This window comes from Morganella sp. GD04133 (assembly GCF_029835375.1).
Taxonomy (GTDB): Bacteria; Pseudomonadota; Gammaproteobacteria; order Enterobacterales; family Enterobacteriaceae; genus Morganella; species Morganella morganii_B.
The window spans coordinates 16,304-37,433 of the sequence record NZ_JAODZS010000030.1 but is presented as its reverse complement, the minus strand read 5'-3'; the positions used below and the strand labels follow the sequence as shown (position 1 = coordinate 37,433).

Here is a 21,130-nt window from a genome sequence, read left to right as displayed (position 1 = left end):
AATAAAATAAAGAATGTCTTAATTCAGATTCACGTCGCGCTGTTTGCGCAGTCCGCCATAGTCATTAATGGTCTGATAAGTCAGTGTGCGACCGTTTTTACCGGCAATCTGATGGGCACTGAATGGTGCAACCATGACATTGTCCAGCGGACGCCCGTCTAACATGATATTGACGAAGGTGGTGTAATACGGCGTCGGGTTATCAATCGTAATTGCGCCATTTTTCTGTGTAATGGTGATTTTTTCCGCTGCATCTTCGGTCTGGATGGGTAAATTCACCGGTCTGACAAATAATTTGATCCGCGACAAAATAGCCAGCTGGAGCACGTTCTTTCCTTCCAGTGATTCTTTATCCACGGACGGAATCGCTTTTACGTTCAGCCAGAAAACTGATTCTCTGTCTTTCGGCAGATCCTGAGCCAGGTTAACAATCCGCAGAATATTTTCGCTGGCAGGTTCCATCACAAATAATGGCGGCGTGATAACGAAATCTTTTTCCTTGCCCTTGTCGTTATCAACCCATGAGTTGATCAAAAAACGTTCTTTCGGGCTGTGGTTAATCACAGAAAGAGACGTTTGTTTGGCATCCTGCGGATAAATAATCCGGGTGGCACCGAGTGCAATGCCTGAGTTCTGATTTGATGCTGAATAAGCAAATCCTGACATCAGAGTGAAAAACAATATCAATGCACTATTTTTTAAATAATTAAAAATCACAGATGGACCTCTTAATATTCTCTGTCAGAAATAACGCATAGAGTATGGTATTTCATTATCCGGGGTGGTTTACAGCACAACCGGTGATATATAAAACTCTCTCTGCTCCCTGTTGCAGGCACAATCCATCGTCAGAATTAAGAAAACATAATTCTGTACAGAGAGAGTTTTTATTTACTTAATTAATTACGTTCGGTAATTGATTATTCGTATTTAACAACGAAAGTGGCATCAGCATTTGCCTGACCCGGTGTGGATACACCTTTGGCAACATAACGTGCAGAGAAGTCTAATACGTTAGTACCTTCGTTCAGTGTTTTTGCTGCAGAGAACTTGCTGCCGTTTGGTGATAAAATGGCAGAGGTGCTGTCAGAAATCTGAATACCGACATTCTGAGCAGCAGGTGCGTTTGTACCTGAATTTACTGCTAATAATGTAGCATCACCATCCATGCTCTGGCCGGCGAAGGCAACAGCCGCAGTGGCGGATACTGTCGGGTCACAGTCAACCAGTTTGATTTTGAACGGAACCGGTGTTGTCATGTCGCCGGCCGCCGCTAATTTAGCGGTACGGTACTGACCTAATTCAACAGTCTGGTTGCTGCTTTCAGTGCTGACTGCACAGGCTGCGTTAACCAGTTCCCCGGTAAAATGAACGTTGCCGCCGTTTACAATAACCGGATCTGCAGCAGATGCCGCAGCGGAAAATAATAAAGCGGATACAACAGATGCACCAATAATATTTAATTTCATAATACTGAATTCCTAAAAAATAAACGCCATCTTCAAATTTTACTATCTCAACAGAATAGTAAACCACTACATCTGAAGAGGTTAATCTTCAGATACAATTTGAGTGTTGTGTGTACCAGAAATGAAAAAATGTGAAATACTAAAATTAATATATATAATCCCGGCTGCTATCCAGATCACCAAACAGCTTGACAAAAGGCACTTCCAGAACCAGTGAAATAGTAAACAGCATGTCAAGCGGAATATTGCATTCCCCGCGCTCATAGCGTGAAACCTGCTGCTGACTTAATTTTAATTTGTCACCTAATTCTGAACCGGATAATCCCTGTTCTTTTCTGTGTGCTCTGATCTGTTCTCCAACAACTTTATTTATATTCATCATGAGTCGTACTCAAAAATTACCGGGTTTCTTATGGGAATAATATGCAAGGTATTCTGAATAACTAATCAGATAATACAGACCCGATTTCCGTCATAATAAAATAGGGCAGGAAAATCGCAGTTGCATTTCGGGATTAAGTATTAGCGCTTACAGGTGCTAAGTAAAGTTAGTTATAACGATCAAAGAGCAATTATTGAAAGGTAAAAGCTATCAATAACGATTTTTTGATCGTTGTAATCTTTTTTGAGTGTTAACAATTTCAGGAGTGTTTAAAATTCGTGGTCTTTAGTTTTTTACCTGTTTTGTAATATATTGATAAATAAGTAAATATGAATTCTGTGTAAATGTTAATTATTTTGTAAATGCCGGTTACTTTTATTTATCCCCTGTTATGATTATTTATTTATAAAATATACGTTAATATATTGATTGTAAACAAATAAAAAATTTAATTAATATTTAATCAAAATTGTTGTTTTTTAATAAAAAATCGTAAACTGGTTATAACGCAGAATTAATAACTATAAAATCATGAATAATAAGACAAATGGACTGTTTTGGTTTTTTGTTATTTTCCATAAATACATCACTAACACAAATAACATATCAAAATGACTAAAATTATGACTTTTCCCATATTATCAAACATAAAATATACATAATAAAAACATATATTTCATAATGTAAAATTAAAAAATCATTACATTTCATGGTGTTATGGCTGTTTAAATGCGAAACACCTGAGATATTACAAATTATTACCACAATGTGCCTGTTCACAAGTTTAAAGCGTAAATGTAAAATAACACGTATCGCGAGTAAATTAAGGTTCAATAATAGTTTATCTGATAAAAAAGACAGAATATGTTGCGTTATGCAGAAATATCATGCGAATCATGATGTTGAATTGTACATTATAGCAGGGTTACAGCGTATTATCGGCATTTATCCGGAAGACTTTAGATTTTCCGGGGGGCGCGATAAAAACAGAAGGACGGAAATGTCACCATTTTTCATTCTGAACGGGGAATAACCGATGATACCGGGCTATACAGGAAGCAATGTTGCCGGTATCGGTATTCACCGTGACTGTCCGTAATGCGTTGTTACAGCATGACCGGGATGTAGTAATTAATCACTTCAACATACTGTAAGCCGTTGGCAATAAACTCATCATGCCGCTCTGCGGGCAGCAGTTTGTAGTGCTCAATATCCGGGCCCCGTCTGCGCAGCAGGTTCATTTCTGCCAGTGTGCCGGAATAAGCGGCATGAATAATCGTGTTGTAATCGCCGGGAAGATCGTTCAGCGTGGCCGGGTCAATGGTAATTCTGAGATAATCTCCGCCGGGTAAGGTTACCGGAGAAAGTGATGCACGGCGGATACTGTCCGCTGACAATACCGACGGCATGACGGCTGTGGTATAGGCATAACTGATATTATCTGCGGTCGATTCATACGGGGCATGCATGGCATACAAATCCGCCGGAATAATATCCACTTCCTTAAAAAATGTCTCCCAGAATTCACGCCGGAATTTCCGGTTTTCTGTCTGCCAGTCTGACAGGTTTTTCCGGTGATAATGATGGGAGCCTGTTAACTGTATTTCCGGTAATCTGGTCAGTTCCGGCTGAAACGGAACGGGGCTCTTTGCCTGCAGCGGAAAACAAAAGCCGTTACTGTCCCAGCCCGCTTTCTTGCGGTAAGCGGAAGGGGTGGTATTAAACTGTGATTTAAAGGCGCGGCAGAAGGTTTGCTGTGAGTCAAAGCGGTATTTTACCGAAATATCGAGGATGCTGCTGCGGGTGATCCGCAATGCTCTGGCTGCACAGGATAAACGCCGTGCGCGGATATATTTTCCGATCACCACACCGGTATGTTCTTTAAATAAACGCTGTAAATGCCATTTAGAATACCCCGCCCGTGCAGCAATGATATCCAGCGATAAATCGGATTCCAGATTTTGCTCAATCCACAAAACCAGACTCTGAATAATACTTCCGCGAAGTCCGTCTATGTTCATTTTTTATTACCGGCAGAGAGTGATATCGCTCAGTCAGTTATCGGGCGATAAAAAAAGTTAACCTTATAATATTAAATGAATTTATCTTTTATATCCGCAAGGAGTGTAAATATCTGTATGCAGCACACCCCGCTTTGTATTTTTTTATCAGGAATTGTCTTTTTTTATGTGATTTTGTGACTGCTGACCGGGAAATTATCGTGATCCGGCGAAAAACGGGCAGCTATTAACCTGAAAAACAACAAAATTTTAAAAAATAACAAAAAATTATAACTTTTGAATTTTCTGCCGATAACAGTATCCGTATGGCGCCAGATTATGTTGTCACCCCTTAAAGGAAACTGTATGCAGTTACTTCGAAACTTATCCATCCGGTTCGTCATGCTGTCGATACTCGGTATTTTGTGTCTGACACTCGGATGTGTCAGTTTTTACAGTGACTGGTCACTGTCAAGAGTGTCTGACGGCAATGCGACCGACCGTCAGCTCGTCCGGCAGCTGACGGTACTGAATCAGGGAAATGATCAGTATTTTCGCTTTATTTCCAGACTGAACCGTGAAATGCAGAAAAAAGCGGAAGGGGAAATACCGGATTTAAAACCGTCTGCGGAAGCAATGGAAAATATGGGGCTGCACCTGGCGGAAATGAAACGGATTTCTCCGGGGCCGATGGATGTGCAGATGTCAGAAAGGGTCATTGCCCGCTGGCAGGCGCTCTATGATGAAGGGGTTAAGATTCAGATGCAGCTGGCGGAGCGGGGGGATCAGGCGGGTTACCGCAAACAGTCCCATGATGTCACCCCGCAGCTGAGTAAAGAATTCGGTACTGTCAGCGTTGAGTTCACGCAGGTGGCAGAGGCGCGGATCGAACAGACCCGTGCCCTGGTGGACGGCCTGATGACGACCACACGGATTGTGATTATCAGCGGCACACTGTTTGGTCTGCTGATCCTGATTTTCGCTGACCGTTATCTGGTGACGATGATGCAGCGCCCGCTGAATAATGTCCGTCAGCATTTCCGCCGTATTGCCGGAGGTGATCTCAGCCGGCCGGTGGAAAGTGACGCCGCCGGACGCAACTGTGTCGGTAAATTATTCCCGCTGCTCAGCGAAATGCAGGACAGTCTGCGGGACGCCGTGAGTTCTATCCGCGAAGGCAGTGATACCCTGCGTGACAGTGCGTCTGAGATTGCGCGCGGCAATACCGATCTCTCCTCCCGTACCGAACAGCAGGCAGCAGCGCTGGAAGAAACGGCAGCGAGTATGGAAGAGATCACCGCGACAGTGAAACTGAATGCGGATCACGCGCATCATGCCAGCGAACTGGCGGAAGTCACGTCTTCAACGGCGCATCAGGGCCATGAAATGATCGCCGCTGTTATCCGCACCATGGACGAAATTTCTGAGAGTTCACGGAAAATTGCTGAAATCACCAATGTGATCAACAGTATTGCTTTCCAGACTAACATTCTGGCGCTGAATGCTTCGATTGAAGCAGCACGGGCCGGTGTTCACGGACGCGGTTTTATGGTGGTGGCCGGTGAGGTGCGGACACTGGCCAGTAATAGCGCGGATGCCGCCAAAGAGATTGAACGGCTGATAGCGAATGCGGTATCCCGCGTCGATCAGGGTATTACGCTGGTGGCCGGCGGCGGGGAAACCATGGAGGAAATTGTCCGCGCCTCCGGTGAAGTGACAGCGATCATGAAAGAAATTGCCATTGCGTCAGAGGAGCAGACCAAAGGGATCCTGCAGATCGGCACTGCAATCACCCAGATGGACACGGTAACCCAGCAGAATGCCTCGCTGGTCAGCAGTGTCTCTGAAACGGCCGCCGGGCTGGAATTACAGACACTGGCACTGCAAAACTCCGTACAGAAATTCCGCCTCCGCGCCACAGACTGACGCGGCTCAGATTGCTGCCGTGGTCAGTAAATCACGGTAGTAATCTATCTTTCTTTCCAGGTGCTGAAAATGATCATTCAGCACCGCTATCTGCTGCTGTAATGCCCCGCTGTGTGCCAGCAATAGATCCATACGCGCCTGTGCCGTCCCCTCTCCCTGCGCCCGCAGATCTGCATAATGTTTTATCGATTTCAGCGGCATGCCGGTTTCTTTCAGTCGTGTGATAAACGTCACCCATTCCGCATCACGGGCGGAATAACAGCGGTGATTATTTGCCCGGCGCTGCGGGATCAAAATACCTTCTTTTTCATAAAACCGCAGGGTATGGATACTGAAACCGGTTAAGGCAGAAAATGCGCTGATGGAATAATGCATACAAAAAACCTCTTGACCTCGAGTGAACTCTATCTTTTACGCTCCGCAGACCAATGTCAAAGGAGGTGTGTATGAACAATCAGAATTATGTGGTGATCACCGGTGCCAGTGCCGGTATCGGCCGGGCAATCGCGGCTGCTTTTGCACGCCGGGGAAATAATGTGGTGCTGGTGGCGCGGCGTGAGGATGCATTGCGGGCACTGAAGGCGGAACTGATGCAGCAGAATCCGGCGATCACGGCAGAAATCCGTGTGTGTGATTTGTCCGTGCCCGGCAATGCGGCGGCGCTGTATCACTCGTTATCGGCACTGAATATCATTGCGTGGATTAATAATGCCGGTTTCGGCTACTACGGCAGGGTGGCAGAGCAGCCGGTGGCGGAAGCGGAGAAAATGCTGGCCCTGAATGTGAATGCCCTGATGGTGTTGTCGGCGCTGTATGTGCAGGATTATCAGTATACGGAAGGTGCGCAGCTGATCAATATCAGTTCGGCGGGCGGTTATACGATTGTCCCTTCAGCGGTGACTTATTGCGCCACGAAGTTTTTTGTCAGTGCGTATACCGAAGGGCTGGCACGTGAGCTTATCCGCAGCGGGGCAAAACTGCGGGCAAAAGTGCTGGCACCGGCTGCCACACAGACCGAATTTGGTCAGGTGGCAAATAATACCGATTCTTATGATTATGACCGGGCTTTCGGGCGTTATCACACCAGTGACGAAATGGCCGCATTTGCGCTTGAACTGTATGACGCGGACAGTATCACCGGCATGATTGACCGCGATGATTTCCGCTTTCAGCTGGCGGATACCCGCTTCCCGCATGCGGAAAACAGCCGGTCAAATCAGAACGTCACTTCATAAGATTCAGCGGGTACAGCCGGGATGATTGCTGTCACCCGGCGTTACTGATAATGTGAGGTAATTCTCATTTTTCAGGTTGGATACCTTTTTTATGCTGCAATTACTTCCGGTTATCTCACCGGCTGACCCGGTACTTGATGATATTCGTCCGCTGTATGAATCCGCTTTCCCGCTGCATGAACAGCGCACGCGGGCAGGACGGGAGAAACTGTTTTCACAGCCCGGCTATTATCTGTATCAGATAAGGGATAATGACCGCTTTGCCGGATTTACCGGCTGCTGGCAGATTGGTTCCCTGTTTTATATTGAGCACATTGCTATTGCGCCGCAGATGCGCGGCAGTGGGATCGGGCAGCGGGCGTTATCGCTTTTTTGTCAGGAGAAACAGCGGGTTGTTCTGGAAATTGATCCGCTGACGGATGAGGTGGCGCAACGCCGTCTGCGTTTTTATCAGCACTGTGGTTTTGCCGTTAATGACTATGTTCATCATCACCCGGCTTACCGCCCGGAATTTCCGCCGCATGAGCTGGTGATCCTGAGTTATCCGCAGGTTATTAATCCGGAAGAATATCAGCAATTTAAACACTTTCTTATCCATCACATTATGCCGGAAAATCTGTTGTAGCGCCCGGCTCACCGCATGTTATGATGACCGCTTTTCCGGCGGTCTGCCTGCCGGTTTCCGTACTGTACTCCGCCGCCATCCACCAACAGTGAGGCGATTGTCAGCAAAGCATTGTTCAGATGGCGGTCAAATAAATCTTCCGGAGTACAAAAAACGAAATACATTTATTACCGTATTGATTATAGGGAGAGAAAAGGCAAAAAATGCTGAGTGTGAATTTTCTTATAAGGGTAAAAAATGATTACAGAGGCTTATTCTCATTATCAGCTTAACGCAGAACAGTTTAATAATTTGTTTACTGACAACGTGGATATTAACACGCTTGATGTAATGGGTAAATCAGCAGCAGATGGCAACTTTGCTTGTATTGATATATTGAGTAACCTTGCATTGCGTCCTGATGATGCAGGAAAACGGGCTGAGAGTCTCCTTTTTGATTTATTCAGCGGGAAAATCAAGGGTAAGACAGGAATAGACGAAGAAATTCAACAGGCCAGTTTAAAATTATACAACGTGGCGGTTGATACGAAAGGTAAAAACAATGAAGATATGAACAAATTTTATTCACCATCCAAACTACTTTATATAGCGGGTTCCGCTATGGAAAATATAACACAATAACAAGAGATATCCGCTATTTTCAGAGAAAGGAATATATCCCAGTCACCCCATGAGCAGCTTGATAATGTTGATTTGTGGAATAAGGGCCGCATGCTGACGACAGATGAGATAAACACAGCCATGAAAGGATTAGATTCAAATTTTCCTGTAGGCCTTATTGAACCTGTCAATAAATCAAATATGTTATCTGAACAAATTGCCGACAAAATACCGTGCGATCACGGCCTTGATAAGATGGAGATTTTCCCCTTAAATACGGGAGGGCACTGGATATTGTTTATTTTATATAATAATGAAACTGATAATAATCCAAAATGCGTTATCTTTAATTCTTTATGTGCGTTAAGTGATGAGGCAAAAAATCATCTTATCGATTCGGCAAAAATAGCAGGGGTAATCGAAAATAATATCGAATTTATTAATGGCGATATGCAGGAAAATATGCCAAACGGATGCGGGATATTTGTCGTTAAGGTGGCTGAGTTACTCTCAGTGACTCCGGAGAGAAAACCGGGAGATATTATTAATGATTTTGTTGATGATTTTTCAAGATTATCAGCAGAAGATCAAGGCTTATTTAACATACAGAATCGTCGTCAAATGGATGAACGGGTTTATTGTAAATAATAAATCAGCCAGTTTATTTTTAATCATCACAGAACTCATTATTAATTCTCCGCAGTGTGAGCAAATGCGTGACAAAACCAGTCACTGACGGCACTGATCATCGCCTGATCGGCACTGTGGCGGTTATGCAGCAGATAAAATCCCTTGCCGGAATGCAGCGTCAGTGCCGGAAACAAAGGAATAAGCGTCTGCTGTGCCAGCTCATTTTCCAGCAGGAAATCGTTGGCAATCAGAATACCCTGCTGATGCACCGCCGCATCAATTGCCAGTAAGAACTGATCGAAATGCAGCCCGGCGGTAAACGGCGTGCCGCCGGACGGTATTCCGGCATAGTGTTCCAGCCAGCTGTCCCAGTAAGGATAGAGTGTGGTGTGCAGCAGTACCGCATTTTTCAGATCTGCGGGGCTGTGAAGTGACAGCCGCGCAGCATAAGCGGGATGGCAAAACAGACGGCAGGGCGCGTCAGATAACAGCACCCGTGCCGGTTGCGTGCGGGATAAATCCGTATAGCGGACAGCCAGATCCACATTATCTTTTTCCAGCGAGACCAGGGCAGCTGTAGCATTCAGGTGCAGATCCAGCCCGGGAAAGGTGCGGACAAAATCACTCATCCGGGGGGAGAACCATTTGGAGGCCAGCCCGGGCGGCATGGACAGGGTCAGGGTATGACGCGCCGCATAGCGGATTGTCTCACCGGCGGCGCGGATCTGTTCCAGCGCAGGCTGAATTAAGCGATAGTATTTCTGTCCTGTTTCTGTCACCGTCAGCTTGCGGATTTCCCTCACGAACAGCATCACGCCCAGTTCGTCCTCCAGCTTTTTTATCTGCTGGCTGACCGCACCCGGCGTGACATGCAGGGATTCTGCTGCTTTGATAAAGCTGCCGAGGCGGACACTGGCTTCAAAGGCCAGCAACGCTTTCATCGGCGGATAACGGTTCATGAAATAGTTTTTCTCTTTCATAAGGTAATTTAAATCGGTTGTAGCACAGCCCGGGATTCAGAACAATAGCCCCATCAGAAAAAAGGGGTAGCAATAATATGAACAGTAAAACGGCAGCAGCCTTCGCGTTCCTCGGGATAATCTGGGGCACCAATTTTATTTTTATGCGCCAGGCGAGTGAGTGGATCTCGCCGGTACAGATTGTCTTTTTACGGGTGTTATGCGGTTTTGTGCCGATTGCGGTGATGGCGTGGATGCAGAAAGCAGTACGCCGTGAACATCTGAAATACACCGGACATTTCCTGGTGATGGCGCTGCTGGCCACGGTGATTTATTACTGGGCGTTTGCCTCCGGCACCTCATTACTGCTCTCCGGCGTATCCGGCGTACTCAGCGGGGCAATTCCGCTGTTCTCGTTTATTGTCGCGGCGATTTTCCTGCGGCAGGAAAAAATCACGGTACTGCGTCTGTGCGGGCTGATGCTCGGCTTTGCCGGTGTGATTCTGATCGCCAAGCCGTGGCAGGTCAGCGGGGAGAGTATCAGTCTCGCCGGGGTGGGTTATATGATCCTGGGATCTCTGAGTGTGGGGATTTCCTTTGTGTATGCCAAAAAATTCCTCGCGGATAAACAGATTGCTCCGCTGGCACTGACAACTTATCAGATTGGCCTTGCGCTGCTGATCCTTGCCTGCATCACACCGTTTACCGGCATTACCGCGATTGCACAGGACAGCACCGCCAGCCTCGGGCTGATTATCGGGCTGGGATTGCTCGGTACCGGGGTGGCGTATCTGACGTATTACTATCTGATCCTGAATCTGGGGGCGGTGGTGGCCTCATCCGTAACTTACATCCCACCAGTGGTGGCACTGCTTGTCGGGTTCCTGGCCGCCAATGAGCAGCTCGGTGTGACAGAGATTCTGTCGATGGTGCTGATTATGAGTGGTGTCTTCTTATTACAGCGTCCTTCGCGCCGCCCGGAAGCGGAGAAGGATGCTGAGACGGTGCAGTAATATTCCGGGAAACCAAACCTATCTTTTTATTGTCTGTTCGACTTGAGTTGCATTTCCTGCCCCGTTGTCAGTATCGCGGGGCTTTTTTTCACCCGCAAACTGCATCACCAGCACACCCGCCACCACCAGGCCGATACCGGCGAGTTTGGCTATCTGAACCGGCTGTTTCGGCATCCCGAACAGACCGAAATGCTCAATCAGCGCGGAAATCACCAGCTGACCGGCAATCACCATCACGAAAAAGGTAATGCCGCCGATTTTCGGTACCAGGATCAGGGCGGAGGTCAGATACAGCATGCCGGCTATCCCGCCGATCCAGATCCAGAACGGCTGATGCAGTAAATCCGCACTCAGTACCGGCTTCGGCACTTTAAAAATAAATAATAACGGTGCTAAAACAATAATGCTGATTAATAATGATACAAGGCTGGCCCATAACGGATGACCCAAATGGCGTGCTAACACTGCATTGCTGACCGCTTGTACCGGTACAATGGCACCGGCAAAAAACGCACAAACAATCAAAGCAATAGCAGATAATGATAAGGTTGACATAGTAGCCTCCCTGGTTAACGTTTTATTAACATCAATCATAGGTGATCCCCGGCAGAACCGGAAATGATCAATTTTATAGGGCACTATTCGCACCATGAATAATATAAAGAAATTAGATTTAAATCAGCTGGTTACACTGCATGCGTTGCTGCGTGAACGCCATGTTAGCCGGGCGGCGGTGTCTCTGCACCGCAGCCAGCCTGCTGTCAGCCACACACTGAACCAGCTGCGGGATTTATTTCAGGATCCGCTGCTTATCCGCAGACAGGGCCGTTATCATCTGTCCGGTAAGGCGGAAGCACTGTATGCGCCGCTGACGCAGGCACTGAGCCAGCTTGATGATCTGATCGCACAGCAGGATTTCCGGCCGGAAAATTGTACACGGCGGTTTAATATCGCTATGTCTGATTACGGGGCGGCGATTTTCAGCGGAAAATTAATCCGTTATCTGCGGACTGCCGCGCCGCAGGTTGATTTGCAAATCTGGCAGGGCAGCCGCGAGGAGATGCAGGGAAAATTGCAGGAAGGCAGTCTCGACCTGGCATTCGGGGTATTTACGGCAACAGATTACACTCTCCGCACAAAAACAGTTTTTACGGACACCATGGTCAGTGTTGCGGACAAACAATACTGCACCAACGGCACGATGCCGATGGCGGACTGGCTCTCGCACCCGCATATCCTGGCGAGCATGAAGCCGTATGAAGCCAATGAAATTGACCGGCAGTTACAGTTGCTCAATTACCGGCGGCGCATTGCGGTCTCTGTTCCTTACTGGCAGATCGCCTCGCAGCTGCCGGAAGGCACGGATCTGATCCTGACGGTGGCGCAGCGGGCACTGCCGGAAACACTCAGCCCGTCATTACAGGTATTTACGCCGCCGCTGATTATCGCGCCGCTCAGTTTTCAGATGTTATGGCACCAGCGCAGTGAAGGGGACGCGGCACTCGGCTGGCTGCGGGAAGCAGTGATGCAGGTGTGTGACTGATGCTCAGCGCGTTGTCCGGCGGCAGTTTTGCAGTTCCAGCAGAAACGAGCCGTTATTACCGCTGGCGCGTTTATTTAAGCCGAAAACAAAGCGCCGCTGTGACGGTGTGAAATAGGCGAGCCCGCTGAAGGTGCCGGCATAAATCAGGGTATCTTCGCCGATCTCCTGTAAATCCTGCTTTGACATGGTGGCAAACTGTTTTATCGGCGTCAGTGCCGGGGAGTGATACGGGGACGGTTGCGTATCCAGCACGGTAAAGCGGTCACGATGAAACAGAACGACGGATTCACGCTGTTTATCCGGAAAATAAAAATCGCGCATTGCGCCCTGTTTTCGCTGATAACTGGCGGATGAAATCTCACATTTGTAATAGCCGTTCAGTGATCCTCCGGCGGCATAACCGGATAAACAGACTGATAATAATAAAAAAGTTAATAGACGCATAAACACGATAATTGTTTTCACAAATATTAAGTGTAATGGGATGCGGTTATCCGCACAATCAGTTCAGTACAATTTTCCGGAAATCAGCGGAAAGAATAAAGGGCTGAATACGTGTAAAATACAAATTTTATAAGTAAATGACGGGAAAGTTAGTTTCTGAAACTATCATCCTGATGATATATCCGTTTATCAGAGATCGGCGTAACATAGCGGCTGATATCATTTTTTACTGACGGATCTCCCTATGCTGGCGAAGTTTCTCCCGGTTTTTCTGCTTGTTCTCTCAAATATTTTTATGATGTTTGCCTGGTACGGACACCTGAAGTTTGCCGGTAAACCCCTTATTGCGGTGATTTTTTTCAGCTGGCTGATTGCCCTGGCGGAATATTGTCTGGCAGTACCGGCTAACCGGATCGGACACCAGTATTACAGCGCCGCCGAGCTGAAAACCATGCAGGAAGTGATCACCTTGTGTGTCTTTATGGTATTTTCTGTCGCCTATCTGGGTGAAAGCATCACACTGAACCACCTTGTCGGCTTCGGATTTATCGCCGCCGGGGCTTTCTTTATTTTTAAAGGGCCGTTTTAACCGCCATCACACAATGACGATAACGATACTGTAAATTTATCCATAATATAGCGGGATGACTGGTTATATCACCAGGTGTTATTACCGGGTGTGGTGCCCGGTCTCCCGGATACTTTTTTCATTCTGATCAAGGCAGGTTTATTATGTCATCACTACGGTTATCTTATCCGAAACTCAGTCCGGCAGCGTATGCGGGGCTGATTGCCTGTAAAAATGCACTGGAAACCAGCGCGTTATCTCCTGAACTGGTTGAGCTGGTGTATCTGCGGGTATCCCAGATTAACGGTTGTGCGTTTTGTCTGGAAATGCACACGGCGGCACTGCGTAAGCGGGGCATGGTTCAGGAGAAACTTGATGCACTCGCGGGCTGGCGCGTGAGTGAACGATTCAGTGATCGTGAGCGGGCGGCGCTGGAATGGACGGAGTCCGTCACGCTGTTATCTGCACAAAATACGGATAATGCCGTCTGGCAGCGTGTGAAGGCACATTTTTCCGATGCGGAAATGAGTGATCTGACAATTGCCGCCGGGCTGATGAATGCGTTTAACCGGATTGCTGTCAGTCTGCGTCAGTAGCGGATAACAGCAACCGGCACCGGCGATTATTCGCCGGTGTTATCCGGAAATATCATCTCTTCGTACGGTGCTTCGCGGCAGGCATCCAGCCGCTGTTGTATTCCGCCGGAATGCGCCTCAAGCTGATGCCCGTCCGGGTCAAGAAAATAGACAGAATCCCCTTCACTGCGGTTACGTTTCCAGAGTGTTATCTGATGATCGGCGAGCAGCGAGCGGAAGGCCGGAAACTGTTCGGGAGGAAGGGTAAAAGCGTAGTGGGTATAACCCTGATGAATAGGCCGGTGAATGATTTCCGGGTCTGCCGATAAACAGATCCACAGTTCCCCGCAGGTCAGGTAAGCCCCGTATTTCCAGCGGGTATGCAGCGTCATTTTCAGAATATCATGGTAAAAATGCAGGCTGCGATCCACATCGGCGACCGCCAGGGTCAGATGATTCATTCCTGTTAACATATATCCTCCGTCAGCAGCCGGCTGTTATAAACAGCACGTCTGAGTCAGGTTTATGATTACCCTGAAGCTTACTGACTGACAACACAAGGTGCCAGATAATTCCGTTGCCGGGCGTTGTGATTTAAGATCACGTTAATTTAATCCTGTCAGGGGTATTCACCCTGAATATGATTTACCTCAATTATCCTTATTATTAATAGGTCTACGCTGGCGCCACACTTTAATAATGATAATGGTAGGTCTACTTATGTCATTAGTCACAGAACTTCCGTCGATCTTTTCTGATTTCTCCGATGCCCGCCAACAGGGTTTTCTCACTGTCATGGAACTGAAAGAGCAGGGTATCCCGCTGGTGGGAACCTATTGCACCTTTATGCCGCAGGAAATTGCCATGGCTGCCGGTGCAGCGGTTGTCTCTCTCTGTTCAACCAGTGATGAAACCATTGAGGAAGCGGAAAAAACCTTACCCCGCAACTTATGTCCGCTGATCAAAAGCAGCTACGGATTCGGTAAAACCGATAAATGCCCCTACTTCTATTTTTCTGACATCGTCGTCGGTGAAACCACTTGTGACGGCAAAAAGAAAATGTATGAATATATGGCGGAATTTAAACCTGTCCATGTGATGCAACTGCCGAATAACAGTGAAAGTGCGGAATCTGTCGCGCTCTGGCGCTCGGAGATCATCCGTTTTCAGAAACGGCTGGAAGCGCAATTCGGCTGTGAAATTACAGAGCAGGGGATCCGTGATGCTATCGATCTGCGTAACCGCGAACGCCGTGCATTAACCGAATTTTACCGCCTCGGGCAGCTCAATCCGCCTGCCATGACCGGTCGTGAGATTCTCAGTGTAGTCTATGGCGCCACCTTCAAATTTGATAAACGCGCCCTGATCGGCGAGCTGGAAACGCTGACCGCCAAAGTGCGTGCGGAATATGCCGCCGGTAAACGGCTGGATCCGCGTCCGCGCATTTTGATCACCGGCTGCCCGATTAGCGGAGCGGCGGAAAAAGTGGTGCGGATTATCGAAGAGAACGGCGGCTGGGTGGTCGGTTATGAAAACTGCACCGGGGCGAAAGCCACTGAGCAGTGTGTGGATGAAAATCCGCAGACCGATGTTTATGATGCCCTGACCGAAAAATACCTTGCTATCGGTTGCTCCTGTATATCACCAAACACACAGCGTCTGAATATGCTCAATGAGATGGTGCAGGACTATCAGGTGGACGGGGTGATTGATGTGATCCTCCAGGCTTGTCATACCTATGCGGTGGAATCCCTGCTGATAAACCGGCATATCCGTGAAAAACACGATATTCCGTATATGGCGATTGAGACAGATTATTCCACTTCTGACACCGGTCAGCTTGCGACCCGCATTGCCGCCTTTATTGAGATGTTATAAGGAGGCATCATGCTGAGTATCGGTATTGACTCGGGCTCGACGGCCACCAAAGGGATTTTGTTCAGTGATGAAAACGGCGGCGTGATCCTGCGCCGCTTCCTGATCCCGACCCCGTTCCGGCCGCAGTCGGCGATTCTGGAAGCCTGGGAAACTCTCTGCGGCGAATGCGACACCAGGCCGTATCTGACCCTCACCGGCTATGGCCGCAAACTGGCGGATTTTGCGGACAAACAGGTCACGGAAATTTCCTGTCACGGTATCGGGGCGCGCTGGCTGCATCCGCAGACCCGCACGGTTATTGATATCGGCGGCCAGGACAGCAAAGTGATCCGGCTTGATGAGCAGGGGCACCTCACGGATTTTCTGATGAACGACAAATGCGCTGCCGGAACCGGACGTTTTCTGGATGTGATCAGCCGGACACTCGGTACTGATATCACGGCGGTGGATGACACCATCCGCGGGATCGAACCGCATGCTATCTCGAGCATGTGTACGGTCTTTGCCGAATCGGAAGTGATCAGTCTGCGATCTGCCGGGGTGGAGCCGCAGTCGATTCTGTCGGGCATTGTGAATTCAATGGCACAACGTACCGCCGGATTTGCCAAGCGGCTGAGTACCGTGCCGTCAGTGCTGTTCAGCGGCGGGGTCAGCCGCAGTCAGGCGTTCTGTGAGCGGCTTTCACAGCACCTGGGGGCGGAGGTGATCACGCATCCGGACGGGCAGTTTGCCGGTGCCATCGGTGCTGCCATTTACGGCATCCGTCAGTTACAGAAACAGGCAGCCGTGACTTCCGGGGATCTCCGTTCATGAATGACTATCTGATTTTATTTGAAAATATGCTCGGTGTGGTGGCGATGCGCAAGCATCTCACGGCGGCGGGGCAGCCTTTCACCGTGACGGACATCCCGCCGTCACTGGGCAAAGCCTGTGGTCTGGGGATCCGCCTCAGTGTCAGTGATGATTCACTTCCGGCACTGCGCGACCATCCGCAGGTCACGGAAATTTACCGCTGTGAAGCGGCGGAATATGTACTGACGGCAGCGGTGTAAACCGCGCTTACAGACAGATAACAAACCACAATCACGATAATCCGGCATTTTTTATTCTGATATGTTGTAAAAAATAATAAAAATGAAGGGTCTTATTGTGAGCAACGAAATACATAGCATGATCACCACTGATGCCAATCAGGCGGTGGCGCGGATGGCGTATCAGCTGAATGAAGTGATCGCCATCTATCCTATTACCCCGAGTTCCACCATGGCCGAATATGCTGACCACTGGTCCGCAACCGGGGAACCCAATTTATGGGGCGATGTCCCGCGCATGATGGAAATGCAGTCGGAGGGCGGAGCCATTGCCACCGTTCACGGCGCACTTCAGACCGGCGCACTGTCGACGACTTTCACGTCCTCTCAGGGATTGCTGCTGATGATCCCGTCCCTGTATAAAATTGCCGGACAGTTGATCCCGTTTGTCCTGCATGTGGCGGCGCGGACGGTTGCGACCCACGCGCTCTCTATTTTCGGCGATCACTCGGATGTGATGGCAGTACGTCAGACCGGCTGTGCACTGCTGTGCGCCAACAGCGTCCAGCAGGCTCAGGACTTTGCGGTGATTTCACAGATAGCCACGCTGAACAGCCGCGTGCCGTTTATTCATTTCTTTGATGGTTTCCGGACCTCTCATGAGATGAACAAAATTATTGCGGTCAGCCGTGCAGAGCTGAGCAAACTGATCCCGGCAGAGGCGATCCGCGCTCACCGCGACAGAGCACTATCGCCGGAACATCCGGTAATACGCGGTACGTCCGCCAATCCGGATACCTATTTCCAGGCCCGCGAAGCCACTAACCCGTGGTATGACGCGGTTTATCAGCATGTCACTGATGCAATGACCGCATTTGGTGAGGTGACAGGCCGTTATTACCAGCCGTTTACCTATTACGGACACCCGCAGGCAGAGCGCCTGATTATCCTGATGGGATCTGCCGCCGGTCCGGCGGAGGAAGTGGCGGACAAACTGATTGCCCAGGGCGAAAAAGTCGGTGTGCTGGAAGTGCATCTCTACCGGCCATTCTCCGCACCGCACTTCCTCGATGCCATTCCGGACAGTGTGCAGCACATTGCCGTGCTCGACCGGACCAAAGAAGCGGGTGCCCAGGCAGAGCCGCTCTATCTGGATGTGATGACCGCCTTTGCCGAAGCATATCAGAACGGGGAACGGGCGCAGCTGCCGCGCATTATCGGCGGACGCTACGGGTTGTCATCCAAAGAGTTTGATCCGGATTGTGTGATGGCGATTTTCCGCGAACTGACGTTAACTTCGCCGAAACGCCGCTTTACAGCCGGTATTATTGATGATGTCACCGGGTTGTCCCTGACACCGGTTCCGGCGGAGCTGCCGGTCACACACCGCCTCAGTGCGCTGTTTTACGGGCTGGGCAGTGACGGCACGGTTTCAGCCGCCAAAAATGCCATTCAGATCCTCGGCAGTCACACAGATAACTATGCGCAGGGCTTTTTTGTCTATGACTCGAAAAAAGCGGGCGGCCTTACCGTTTCTCACCTGCGCATCAGCGAACAACCGATCCGCGCTACTTATCTGATCCGGCAGGCGGATTTTATTGCCTGCCATCAGTGGCAGTTCCTCGACAAATATGAAATGGCGGAAAAACTGGCGCCGGGCGGGATTTTCCTGCTCAACAGCCCGTATCCGGCGGATGAGGTCTGGCACCATATCCCGCAGGATGTTCAGGCTATTCTGACAGAAAAACAGGCACAGTTGTATGTCATCAATGCCTACCGTATTGCCCGTGAATGCCGCCTCGGTGCGCGGATTAATACTGTTATGCAAATGGCGTTTTTCCATCTGACCGCTCTGTTACCGGCGGCGGAAATTCAGTCATATTTACAGCAGGCAATCATCCGCAGCTACAGCAAAAAAGGGGAAAGTGTCGTTCAGGATAACCTGATGGCGATAGCCCGCACCCCGGAAGCCCTGAACCGCGTGCCGTTGCAGGCAGTGGATCCGCACAGTCTGCCGCGTCCGCCGGTTGTGCCGGATAACGCGCCGGACTTTGTCAAAACTGTCACTGCCATGATGCTGGCCGAGCGCGGTGATGCATTGCCGGTATCGGCATTCCCGCCGGACGGAACCTGGCCTTCCGGCACCACCCGTTGGGAAAAACGCAATATCGCGGAGATGATCCCCATCTGGAAACCGTCTCTCTGTACCCAGTGCAACTACTGTGTCGCGGCTTGTCCGCATGCGGCTATCCGCGCCAAAGTGGCCGATCCCGCAGAGTTCAGCGCCGCACCGGATACATTGCAGCGTCTGCCGGTCAAATCCCGCGATATGAAAGGAATGGATTATGTCCTTCAGGTCGCCCCGGAGGACTGCACCGGCTGTAATCTCTGTTATGAGGTCTGCCCGGCGAAAGACTGGGAGGATCCGTCCATCCGTGCCATTAATATGCAGCCGCGGCTGGCACATTTGGCAGAGGAAAAAACCAACTTTGATTTCTTCCTGCAACTGCCGGACACCCCTGCATCTCGGCTTGAGCGCATTGATATCCGGACATCACAACTTATCACGCCGCTGTTTGAATTCTCCGGCGCCTGTGCGGGCTGCGGTGAAACACCGTATATCAAACTGCTGACCCAGTTGTACGGCGAACAGCTGCTGATCGCCAATGCCACCGGCTGCTCCTCCATTTACGGCGGCAACCTGCCGACCACGCCGTACACCACCAATAAAGAGGGACGCGGTCCGGCCTGGGCCAACTCGCTGTTTGAGGACAATGCCGAATTCGGGCTGGGGTTCCGCCTGACAGCGGATCAGCATAAAAAACGGGTGAAACGTCTGCTGATGACCTTTGCGGCACAACTGCCGGATGAGTTACAGCAGCGGCTGACGGATGAGGCATTGTCTGCGGATGAAAAACGTGCGGCTATCACGGAACTGCAGACACTGCTGGCGGAGAACCCGGATCCGCGTGCCCGTGAGCTGTCAGAGGATGCACATTACCTTCTGCCGAAATCCGTCTGGCTGATCGGCGGTGATGGCTGGGCTTATGATATTGGCTTCGGCGGGCTCGACCACGTGCTGAGCAGCGGTGAGAATGTCAATGTGCTGGTGCTCGACACCCAGTGTTACTCCAACACCGGTGGCCAGCAGTCAAAAGCCACACCGATGGGGGCGGTCACCAAATTCGGAGAGGAAGGGAAAGGTAAATCCCGCAAGGATCTGGGCGTATCCATGATGATGTACGGCAATGTGTATGTGGCACAGATAGCCATCGGCGCACAGATGAACCAGACCGTGAAAGCGATTCAGGAAGCGGAATCCTATCCCGGCCCGTCGCTGATTATTGCCTACAGCCCGTGTGAGGAGCATGGCTATGATCTGGCATTCAGTTACGACCAGATGAAAGCCCTGACCGCCAGCGGGTTCTGGCCGCTGTACCGGTTTGATCCGCGCCGTGAGGGCACCGGCAAAGCACCGCTGGTGCTGGACTCCCGTCCGCCGTCACAATCCCTGGCGGAAGTGATGCATCAGGAACAGCGTTTTAACCGTCTCAGCAGCAGTGATCTGGCGAGAGCCGCTGCTCTGGCAGAAAAAGCGGAACAACGGACGGTAAAACAGTATGCACTGCTGGAACTGTTAGCGTCACAGAAACCGGAACAGGCCGGAACCGGCACGGTGCAGGAGGACGCCTGAACGTCATGATGACAAATAGCCGGAGCGCCGGGGAGATATCCCCGGCAACGGAACAGGATCTCGCGGCGTTAATTGCCCTTGATACCGTTGCGGCACAGGAGCCGCAACGGTGTGAGGCGATCCGCCGCTGGATTGAACAAAAGGTCTGTTTTGTGCTGCGGCGTGAAGGCAAAATTGCCGGTTACGGCGTACTGCATTATCACTTTTTCGGCTGCGGGTTTATTGAGTTACTGATGGTGGACCCGGCGCTGCGCGGGCAGGGGATCGGCAGTGCATTGCTGGTGGCATTACAGCAGCAGTGCCGGACAGAAAAACTGTTTACCTCCGTGAATACCTCAAATACCGGTATGCAGGCGTTGCTGCTGCGTCAGGGTTTTGTGCTCAGCGGGCAGGTGGATAATCTGGATGACGGTGATCCGGAACGGTTTTATTTCCGCAGACTGAGTTGTAAAAACGATTAACAATATTAATTATTAATCATATTGAAACTATTTTCCCGGATATATTTTCCGCTCCCGGGAGAGGGGGATTAAGAGCAAACTGATAGCGGGTTAAAAT

General features: G+C 49.7%; 23 protein-coding genes. 14 read left to right on the top strand and 9 right to left on the bottom strand.

From position 1 onward, the window contains the following. Window positions 1-18: 18 nt before the first annotated feature. From N7387_RS15265 to N7387_RS15250, 4 genes are all read right to left on the bottom strand, one after another. Window positions 19-666, bottom strand: a complete 648-nt coding sequence (locus N7387_RS15265) for a fimbria/pilus periplasmic chaperone (protein ID WP_262860624.1) — start codon at window positions 664-666, stop codon at window positions 19-21. A 254-nt stretch (window positions 667-920) separates the two neighbouring features. Next, window positions 921-1,469, bottom strand: coding sequence for a type 1 fimbrial major subunit FimA (gene fimA / locus N7387_RS15260; protein WP_262860625.1), 549 nt, complete (start codon window positions 1,467-1,469; stop codon window positions 921-923). Between the two features lie 145 nt (window positions 1,470-1,614). Further along, a complete protein-coding gene (locus N7387_RS15255; RefSeq protein ID WP_262860626.1) occupies window positions 1,615-1,851 on the bottom strand; it encodes a helix-turn-helix transcriptional regulator in 237 nt (78 codons plus the stop codon). A 1,106-nt stretch (window positions 1,852-2,957) separates the two neighbouring features. Beyond that, entirely contained in the window at window positions 2,958-3,872 is a 915-nt protein-coding gene (locus tag N7387_RS15250; RefSeq protein ID WP_262860627.1) for an effector binding domain-containing protein, read from the bottom strand. A 345-nt stretch (window positions 3,873-4,217) separates the two neighbouring features. Between N7387_RS15250 and N7387_RS15245 the strand changes: the two genes are divergently transcribed. After that, the gene (locus tag N7387_RS15245; protein WP_262883284.1) at window positions 4,218-5,777 is read left to right on the top strand and encodes a methyl-accepting chemotaxis protein; all 1,560 of its coding nucleotides are present in this window, start codon (window positions 4,218-4,220) and stop codon (window positions 5,775-5,777) included. 6 nt (window positions 5,778-5,783) lie between these two features. Here N7387_RS15245 and N7387_RS15240 read toward each other — a convergent pair whose 3' ends face one another. Continuing rightward, the gene (locus N7387_RS15240; RefSeq protein ID WP_262883283.1) at window positions 5,784-6,152 is read right to left on the bottom strand and encodes a MerR family transcriptional regulator; all 369 of its coding nucleotides are present in this window, start codon (window positions 6,150-6,152) and stop codon (window positions 5,784-5,786) included. Between the two features lie 71 nt (window positions 6,153-6,223). On the opposite strand from N7387_RS15240, the gene N7387_RS15235 reads away from it, so the two are divergent. From N7387_RS15235 to N7387_RS15220, 4 genes are all read left to right on the top strand, one after another. Continuing rightward, window positions 6,224-7,012, top strand: a complete 789-nt coding sequence (locus N7387_RS15235; protein WP_279800064.1) for an SDR family NAD(P)-dependent oxidoreductase — start codon at window positions 6,224-6,226, stop codon at window positions 7,010-7,012. 91 nt (window positions 7,013-7,103) lie between these two features. After that, window positions 7,104-7,637, top strand: a complete 534-nt coding sequence (locus tag N7387_RS15230; protein ID WP_072870805.1) for a GNAT family N-acetyltransferase — start codon at window positions 7,104-7,106, stop codon at window positions 7,635-7,637. A gap of 237 nt (window positions 7,638-7,874) precedes the next feature. Next, window positions 7,875-8,258 carry a hypothetical protein gene (locus tag N7387_RS15225; protein WP_279800063.1) on the top strand — a complete coding sequence of 128 codons (384 nt, stop codon included), beginning with the start codon at window positions 7,875-7,877 and terminating at the stop codon, window positions 8,256-8,258. 90 nt (window positions 8,259-8,348) lie between these two features. Beyond that, on the top strand, window positions 8,349-8,885 hold the full coding sequence (locus tag N7387_RS15220) for a Ulp1 family isopeptidase (protein ID WP_279800062.1): 537 nt from the start codon (window positions 8,349-8,351) through the stop codon (window positions 8,883-8,885). Window positions 8,886-8,926: 41 nt separating this feature from the next. Here N7387_RS15220 and N7387_RS15215 read toward each other — a convergent pair whose 3' ends face one another. Beyond that, entirely contained in the window at window positions 8,927-9,826 is a 900-nt protein-coding gene (locus N7387_RS15215; RefSeq protein ID WP_279800060.1) for a LysR substrate-binding domain-containing protein, read from the bottom strand. A gap of 98 nt (window positions 9,827-9,924) precedes the next feature. On the opposite strand from N7387_RS15215, the gene N7387_RS15210 reads away from it, so the two are divergent. Further along, complete coding sequence (locus tag N7387_RS15210; protein ID WP_279800058.1) at window positions 9,925-10,839, top strand: DMT family transporter; 915 nt, start codon at window positions 9,925-9,927, stop codon at window positions 10,837-10,839. An 18-nt stretch (window positions 10,840-10,857) separates the two neighbouring features. Here the strand turns inward: N7387_RS15210 and N7387_RS15205 are convergent, their stop codons facing one another. Continuing rightward, complete coding sequence (locus N7387_RS15205) at window positions 10,858-11,394, bottom strand: DMT family transporter (RefSeq protein WP_279800056.1); 537 nt, start codon at window positions 11,392-11,394, stop codon at window positions 10,858-10,860. A gap of 94 nt (window positions 11,395-11,488) precedes the next feature. On the opposite strand from N7387_RS15205, the gene N7387_RS15200 reads away from it, so the two are divergent. After that, window positions 11,489-12,382, top strand: a complete 894-nt coding sequence (locus N7387_RS15200; RefSeq protein ID WP_279800054.1) for a LysR family transcriptional regulator — start codon at window positions 11,489-11,491, stop codon at window positions 12,380-12,382. A gap of 3 nt (window positions 12,383-12,385) precedes the next feature. On the opposite strand, the gene N7387_RS15195 is transcribed toward N7387_RS15200, so the two are convergent. Next, window positions 12,386-12,826, bottom strand: a complete 441-nt coding sequence (locus tag N7387_RS15195) for a hypothetical protein (protein ID WP_279800052.1) — start codon at window positions 12,824-12,826, stop codon at window positions 12,386-12,388. A gap of 244 nt (window positions 12,827-13,070) precedes the next feature. Here N7387_RS15195 and N7387_RS15190 point away from each other — a divergent pair, with 244 nt between their 5' ends. Together N7387_RS15190 and N7387_RS15185 are read left to right on the top strand one after the other, a co-directional pair. Next, the gene (locus N7387_RS15190; RefSeq protein WP_262883274.1) at window positions 13,071-13,415 is read left to right on the top strand and encodes a DMT family protein; all 345 of its coding nucleotides are present in this window, start codon (window positions 13,071-13,073) and stop codon (window positions 13,413-13,415) included. 143 nt (window positions 13,416-13,558) lie between these two features. After that, window positions 13,559-13,990 carry a carboxymuconolactone decarboxylase family protein gene (locus tag N7387_RS15185; protein ID WP_279800047.1) on the top strand — a complete coding sequence of 144 codons (432 nt, stop codon included), beginning with the start codon at window positions 13,559-13,561 and terminating at the stop codon, window positions 13,988-13,990. Between the two features lie 26 nt (window positions 13,991-14,016). Here the strand turns inward: N7387_RS15185 and N7387_RS15180 are convergent, their stop codons facing one another. Then, window positions 14,017-14,442 (bottom strand): VOC family protein, encoded by a 426-nt coding sequence (locus tag N7387_RS15180; RefSeq protein WP_279800045.1) that lies wholly within the window; start codon window positions 14,440-14,442, stop codon window positions 14,017-14,019. A 247-nt stretch (window positions 14,443-14,689) separates the two neighbouring features. Here N7387_RS15180 and N7387_RS15175 point away from each other — a divergent pair, with 247 nt between their 5' ends. The 5 genes from N7387_RS15175 to N7387_RS15155 all read left to right on the top strand — a co-directional run bounded on the left by N7387_RS15175 (window position 14,690) and on the right by N7387_RS15155 (window position 21,033). After that, complete coding sequence (locus N7387_RS15175) at window positions 14,690-15,847, top strand: double-cubane-cluster-containing anaerobic reductase (RefSeq protein ID WP_279800043.1); 1,158 nt, start codon at window positions 14,690-14,692, stop codon at window positions 15,845-15,847. A 6-nt stretch (window positions 15,848-15,853) separates the two neighbouring features. Then, entirely contained in the window at window positions 15,854-16,660 is an 807-nt protein-coding gene (locus tag N7387_RS15170; protein ID WP_279800090.1) for an acyl-CoA dehydratase activase, read from the top strand. Then, a complete protein-coding gene (locus N7387_RS15165; RefSeq protein WP_279800042.1) occupies window positions 16,657-16,899 on the top strand; it encodes a putative Se/S carrier-like protein in 243 nt (80 codons plus the stop codon). Before N7387_RS15170 ends, N7387_RS15165 begins: the two co-directional genes overlap by 4 nt. A gap of 118 nt (window positions 16,900-17,017) precedes the next feature. Beyond that, entirely contained in the window at window positions 17,018-20,572 is a 3,555-nt protein-coding gene (gene nifJ, locus N7387_RS15160; RefSeq protein ID WP_279800088.1) for a pyruvate:ferredoxin (flavodoxin) oxidoreductase, read from the top strand. A 5-nt stretch (window positions 20,573-20,577) separates the two neighbouring features. Continuing rightward, window positions 20,578-21,033 (top strand): GNAT family N-acetyltransferase, encoded by a 456-nt coding sequence (locus N7387_RS15155; RefSeq protein WP_279800040.1) that lies wholly within the window; start codon window positions 20,578-20,580, stop codon window positions 21,031-21,033. Window positions 21,034-21,130: the final 97 nt, after the last annotated feature.

Excerpts from the sequence above, each read along its gene's own strand:
- N7387_RS15265 (WP_262860624.1), bottom strand. The coding sequence starts at position 666 with ATGTCAGGATTTGCTTATTCAGCATCAAATCAGAACTCAGGCATTGCA.
- N7387_RS15210 (WP_279800058.1), top strand. The coding sequence starts at position 9,925 with ATGAACAGTAAAACGGCAGCAGCCTTCGCGTTCCTCGGGATAATCTGG.
- N7387_RS15225 (WP_279800063.1), top strand. The coding sequence starts at position 7,875 with ATGATTACAGAGGCTTATTCTCATTATCAGCTTAACGCAGAACAGTTT.
- N7387_RS15175 (WP_279800043.1), top strand. The coding sequence starts at position 14,690 with ATGTCATTAGTCACAGAACTTCCGTCGATCTTTTCTGATTTCTCCGAT.
- N7387_RS15205 (WP_279800056.1), bottom strand. The coding sequence starts at position 11,394 with ATGTCAACCTTATCATTATCTGCTATTGCTTTGATTGTTTGTGCGTTT.
- N7387_RS15240 (WP_262883283.1), bottom strand. The coding sequence starts at position 6,152 with ATGCATTATTCCATCAGCGCATTTTCTGCCTTAACCGGTTTCAGTATC.
- N7387_RS15230 (WP_072870805.1), top strand. The coding sequence starts at position 7,104 with ATGCTGCAATTACTTCCGGTTATCTCACCGGCTGACCCGGTACTTGAT.
- N7387_RS15235 (WP_279800064.1), top strand. The coding sequence starts at position 6,224 with ATGAACAATCAGAATTATGTGGTGATCACCGGTGCCAGTGCCGGTATC.
- N7387_RS15220 (WP_279800062.1), top strand. The coding sequence starts at position 8,349 with ATGCTGACGACAGATGAGATAAACACAGCCATGAAAGGATTAGATTCA.
- N7387_RS15255 (WP_262860626.1), bottom strand. The coding sequence starts at position 1,851 with ATGATGAATATAAATAAAGTTGTTGGAGAACAGATCAGAGCACACAGA.
- N7387_RS15155 (WP_279800040.1), top strand. The coding sequence starts at position 20,578 with ATGATGACAAATAGCCGGAGCGCCGGGGAGATATCCCCGGCAACGGAA.
- N7387_RS15180 (WP_279800045.1), bottom strand. The coding sequence starts at position 14,442 with ATGTTAACAGGAATGAATCATCTGACCCTGGCGGTCGCCGATGTGGAT.
- nifJ (WP_279800088.1), top strand. The coding sequence starts at position 17,018 with ATGATCACCACTGATGCCAATCAGGCGGTGGCGCGGATGGCGTATCAG.
- fimA (WP_262860625.1), bottom strand. The coding sequence starts at position 1,469 with ATGAAATTAAATATTATTGGTGCATCTGTTGTATCCGCTTTATTATTT.
- N7387_RS15165 (WP_279800042.1), top strand. The coding sequence starts at position 16,657 with ATGAATGACTATCTGATTTTATTTGAAAATATGCTCGGTGTGGTGGCG.
- N7387_RS15190 (WP_262883274.1), top strand. The coding sequence starts at position 13,071 with ATGCTGGCGAAGTTTCTCCCGGTTTTTCTGCTTGTTCTCTCAAATATT.
- N7387_RS15215 (WP_279800060.1), bottom strand. The coding sequence starts at position 9,826 with ATGAACCGTTATCCGCCGATGAAAGCGTTGCTGGCCTTTGAAGCCAGT.
- N7387_RS15195 (WP_279800052.1), bottom strand. The coding sequence starts at position 12,826 with ATGCGTCTATTAACTTTTTTATTATTATCAGTCTGTTTATCCGGTTAT.
- N7387_RS15200 (WP_279800054.1), top strand. The coding sequence starts at position 11,489 with ATGAATAATATAAAGAAATTAGATTTAAATCAGCTGGTTACACTGCAT.
- N7387_RS15250 (WP_262860627.1), bottom strand. The coding sequence starts at position 3,872 with ATGAACATAGACGGACTTCGCGGAAGTATTATTCAGAGTCTGGTTTTG.
- N7387_RS15245 (WP_262883284.1), top strand. The coding sequence starts at position 4,218 with ATGCAGTTACTTCGAAACTTATCCATCCGGTTCGTCATGCTGTCGATA.
- N7387_RS15185 (WP_279800047.1), top strand. The coding sequence starts at position 13,559 with ATGTCATCACTACGGTTATCTTATCCGAAACTCAGTCCGGCAGCGTAT.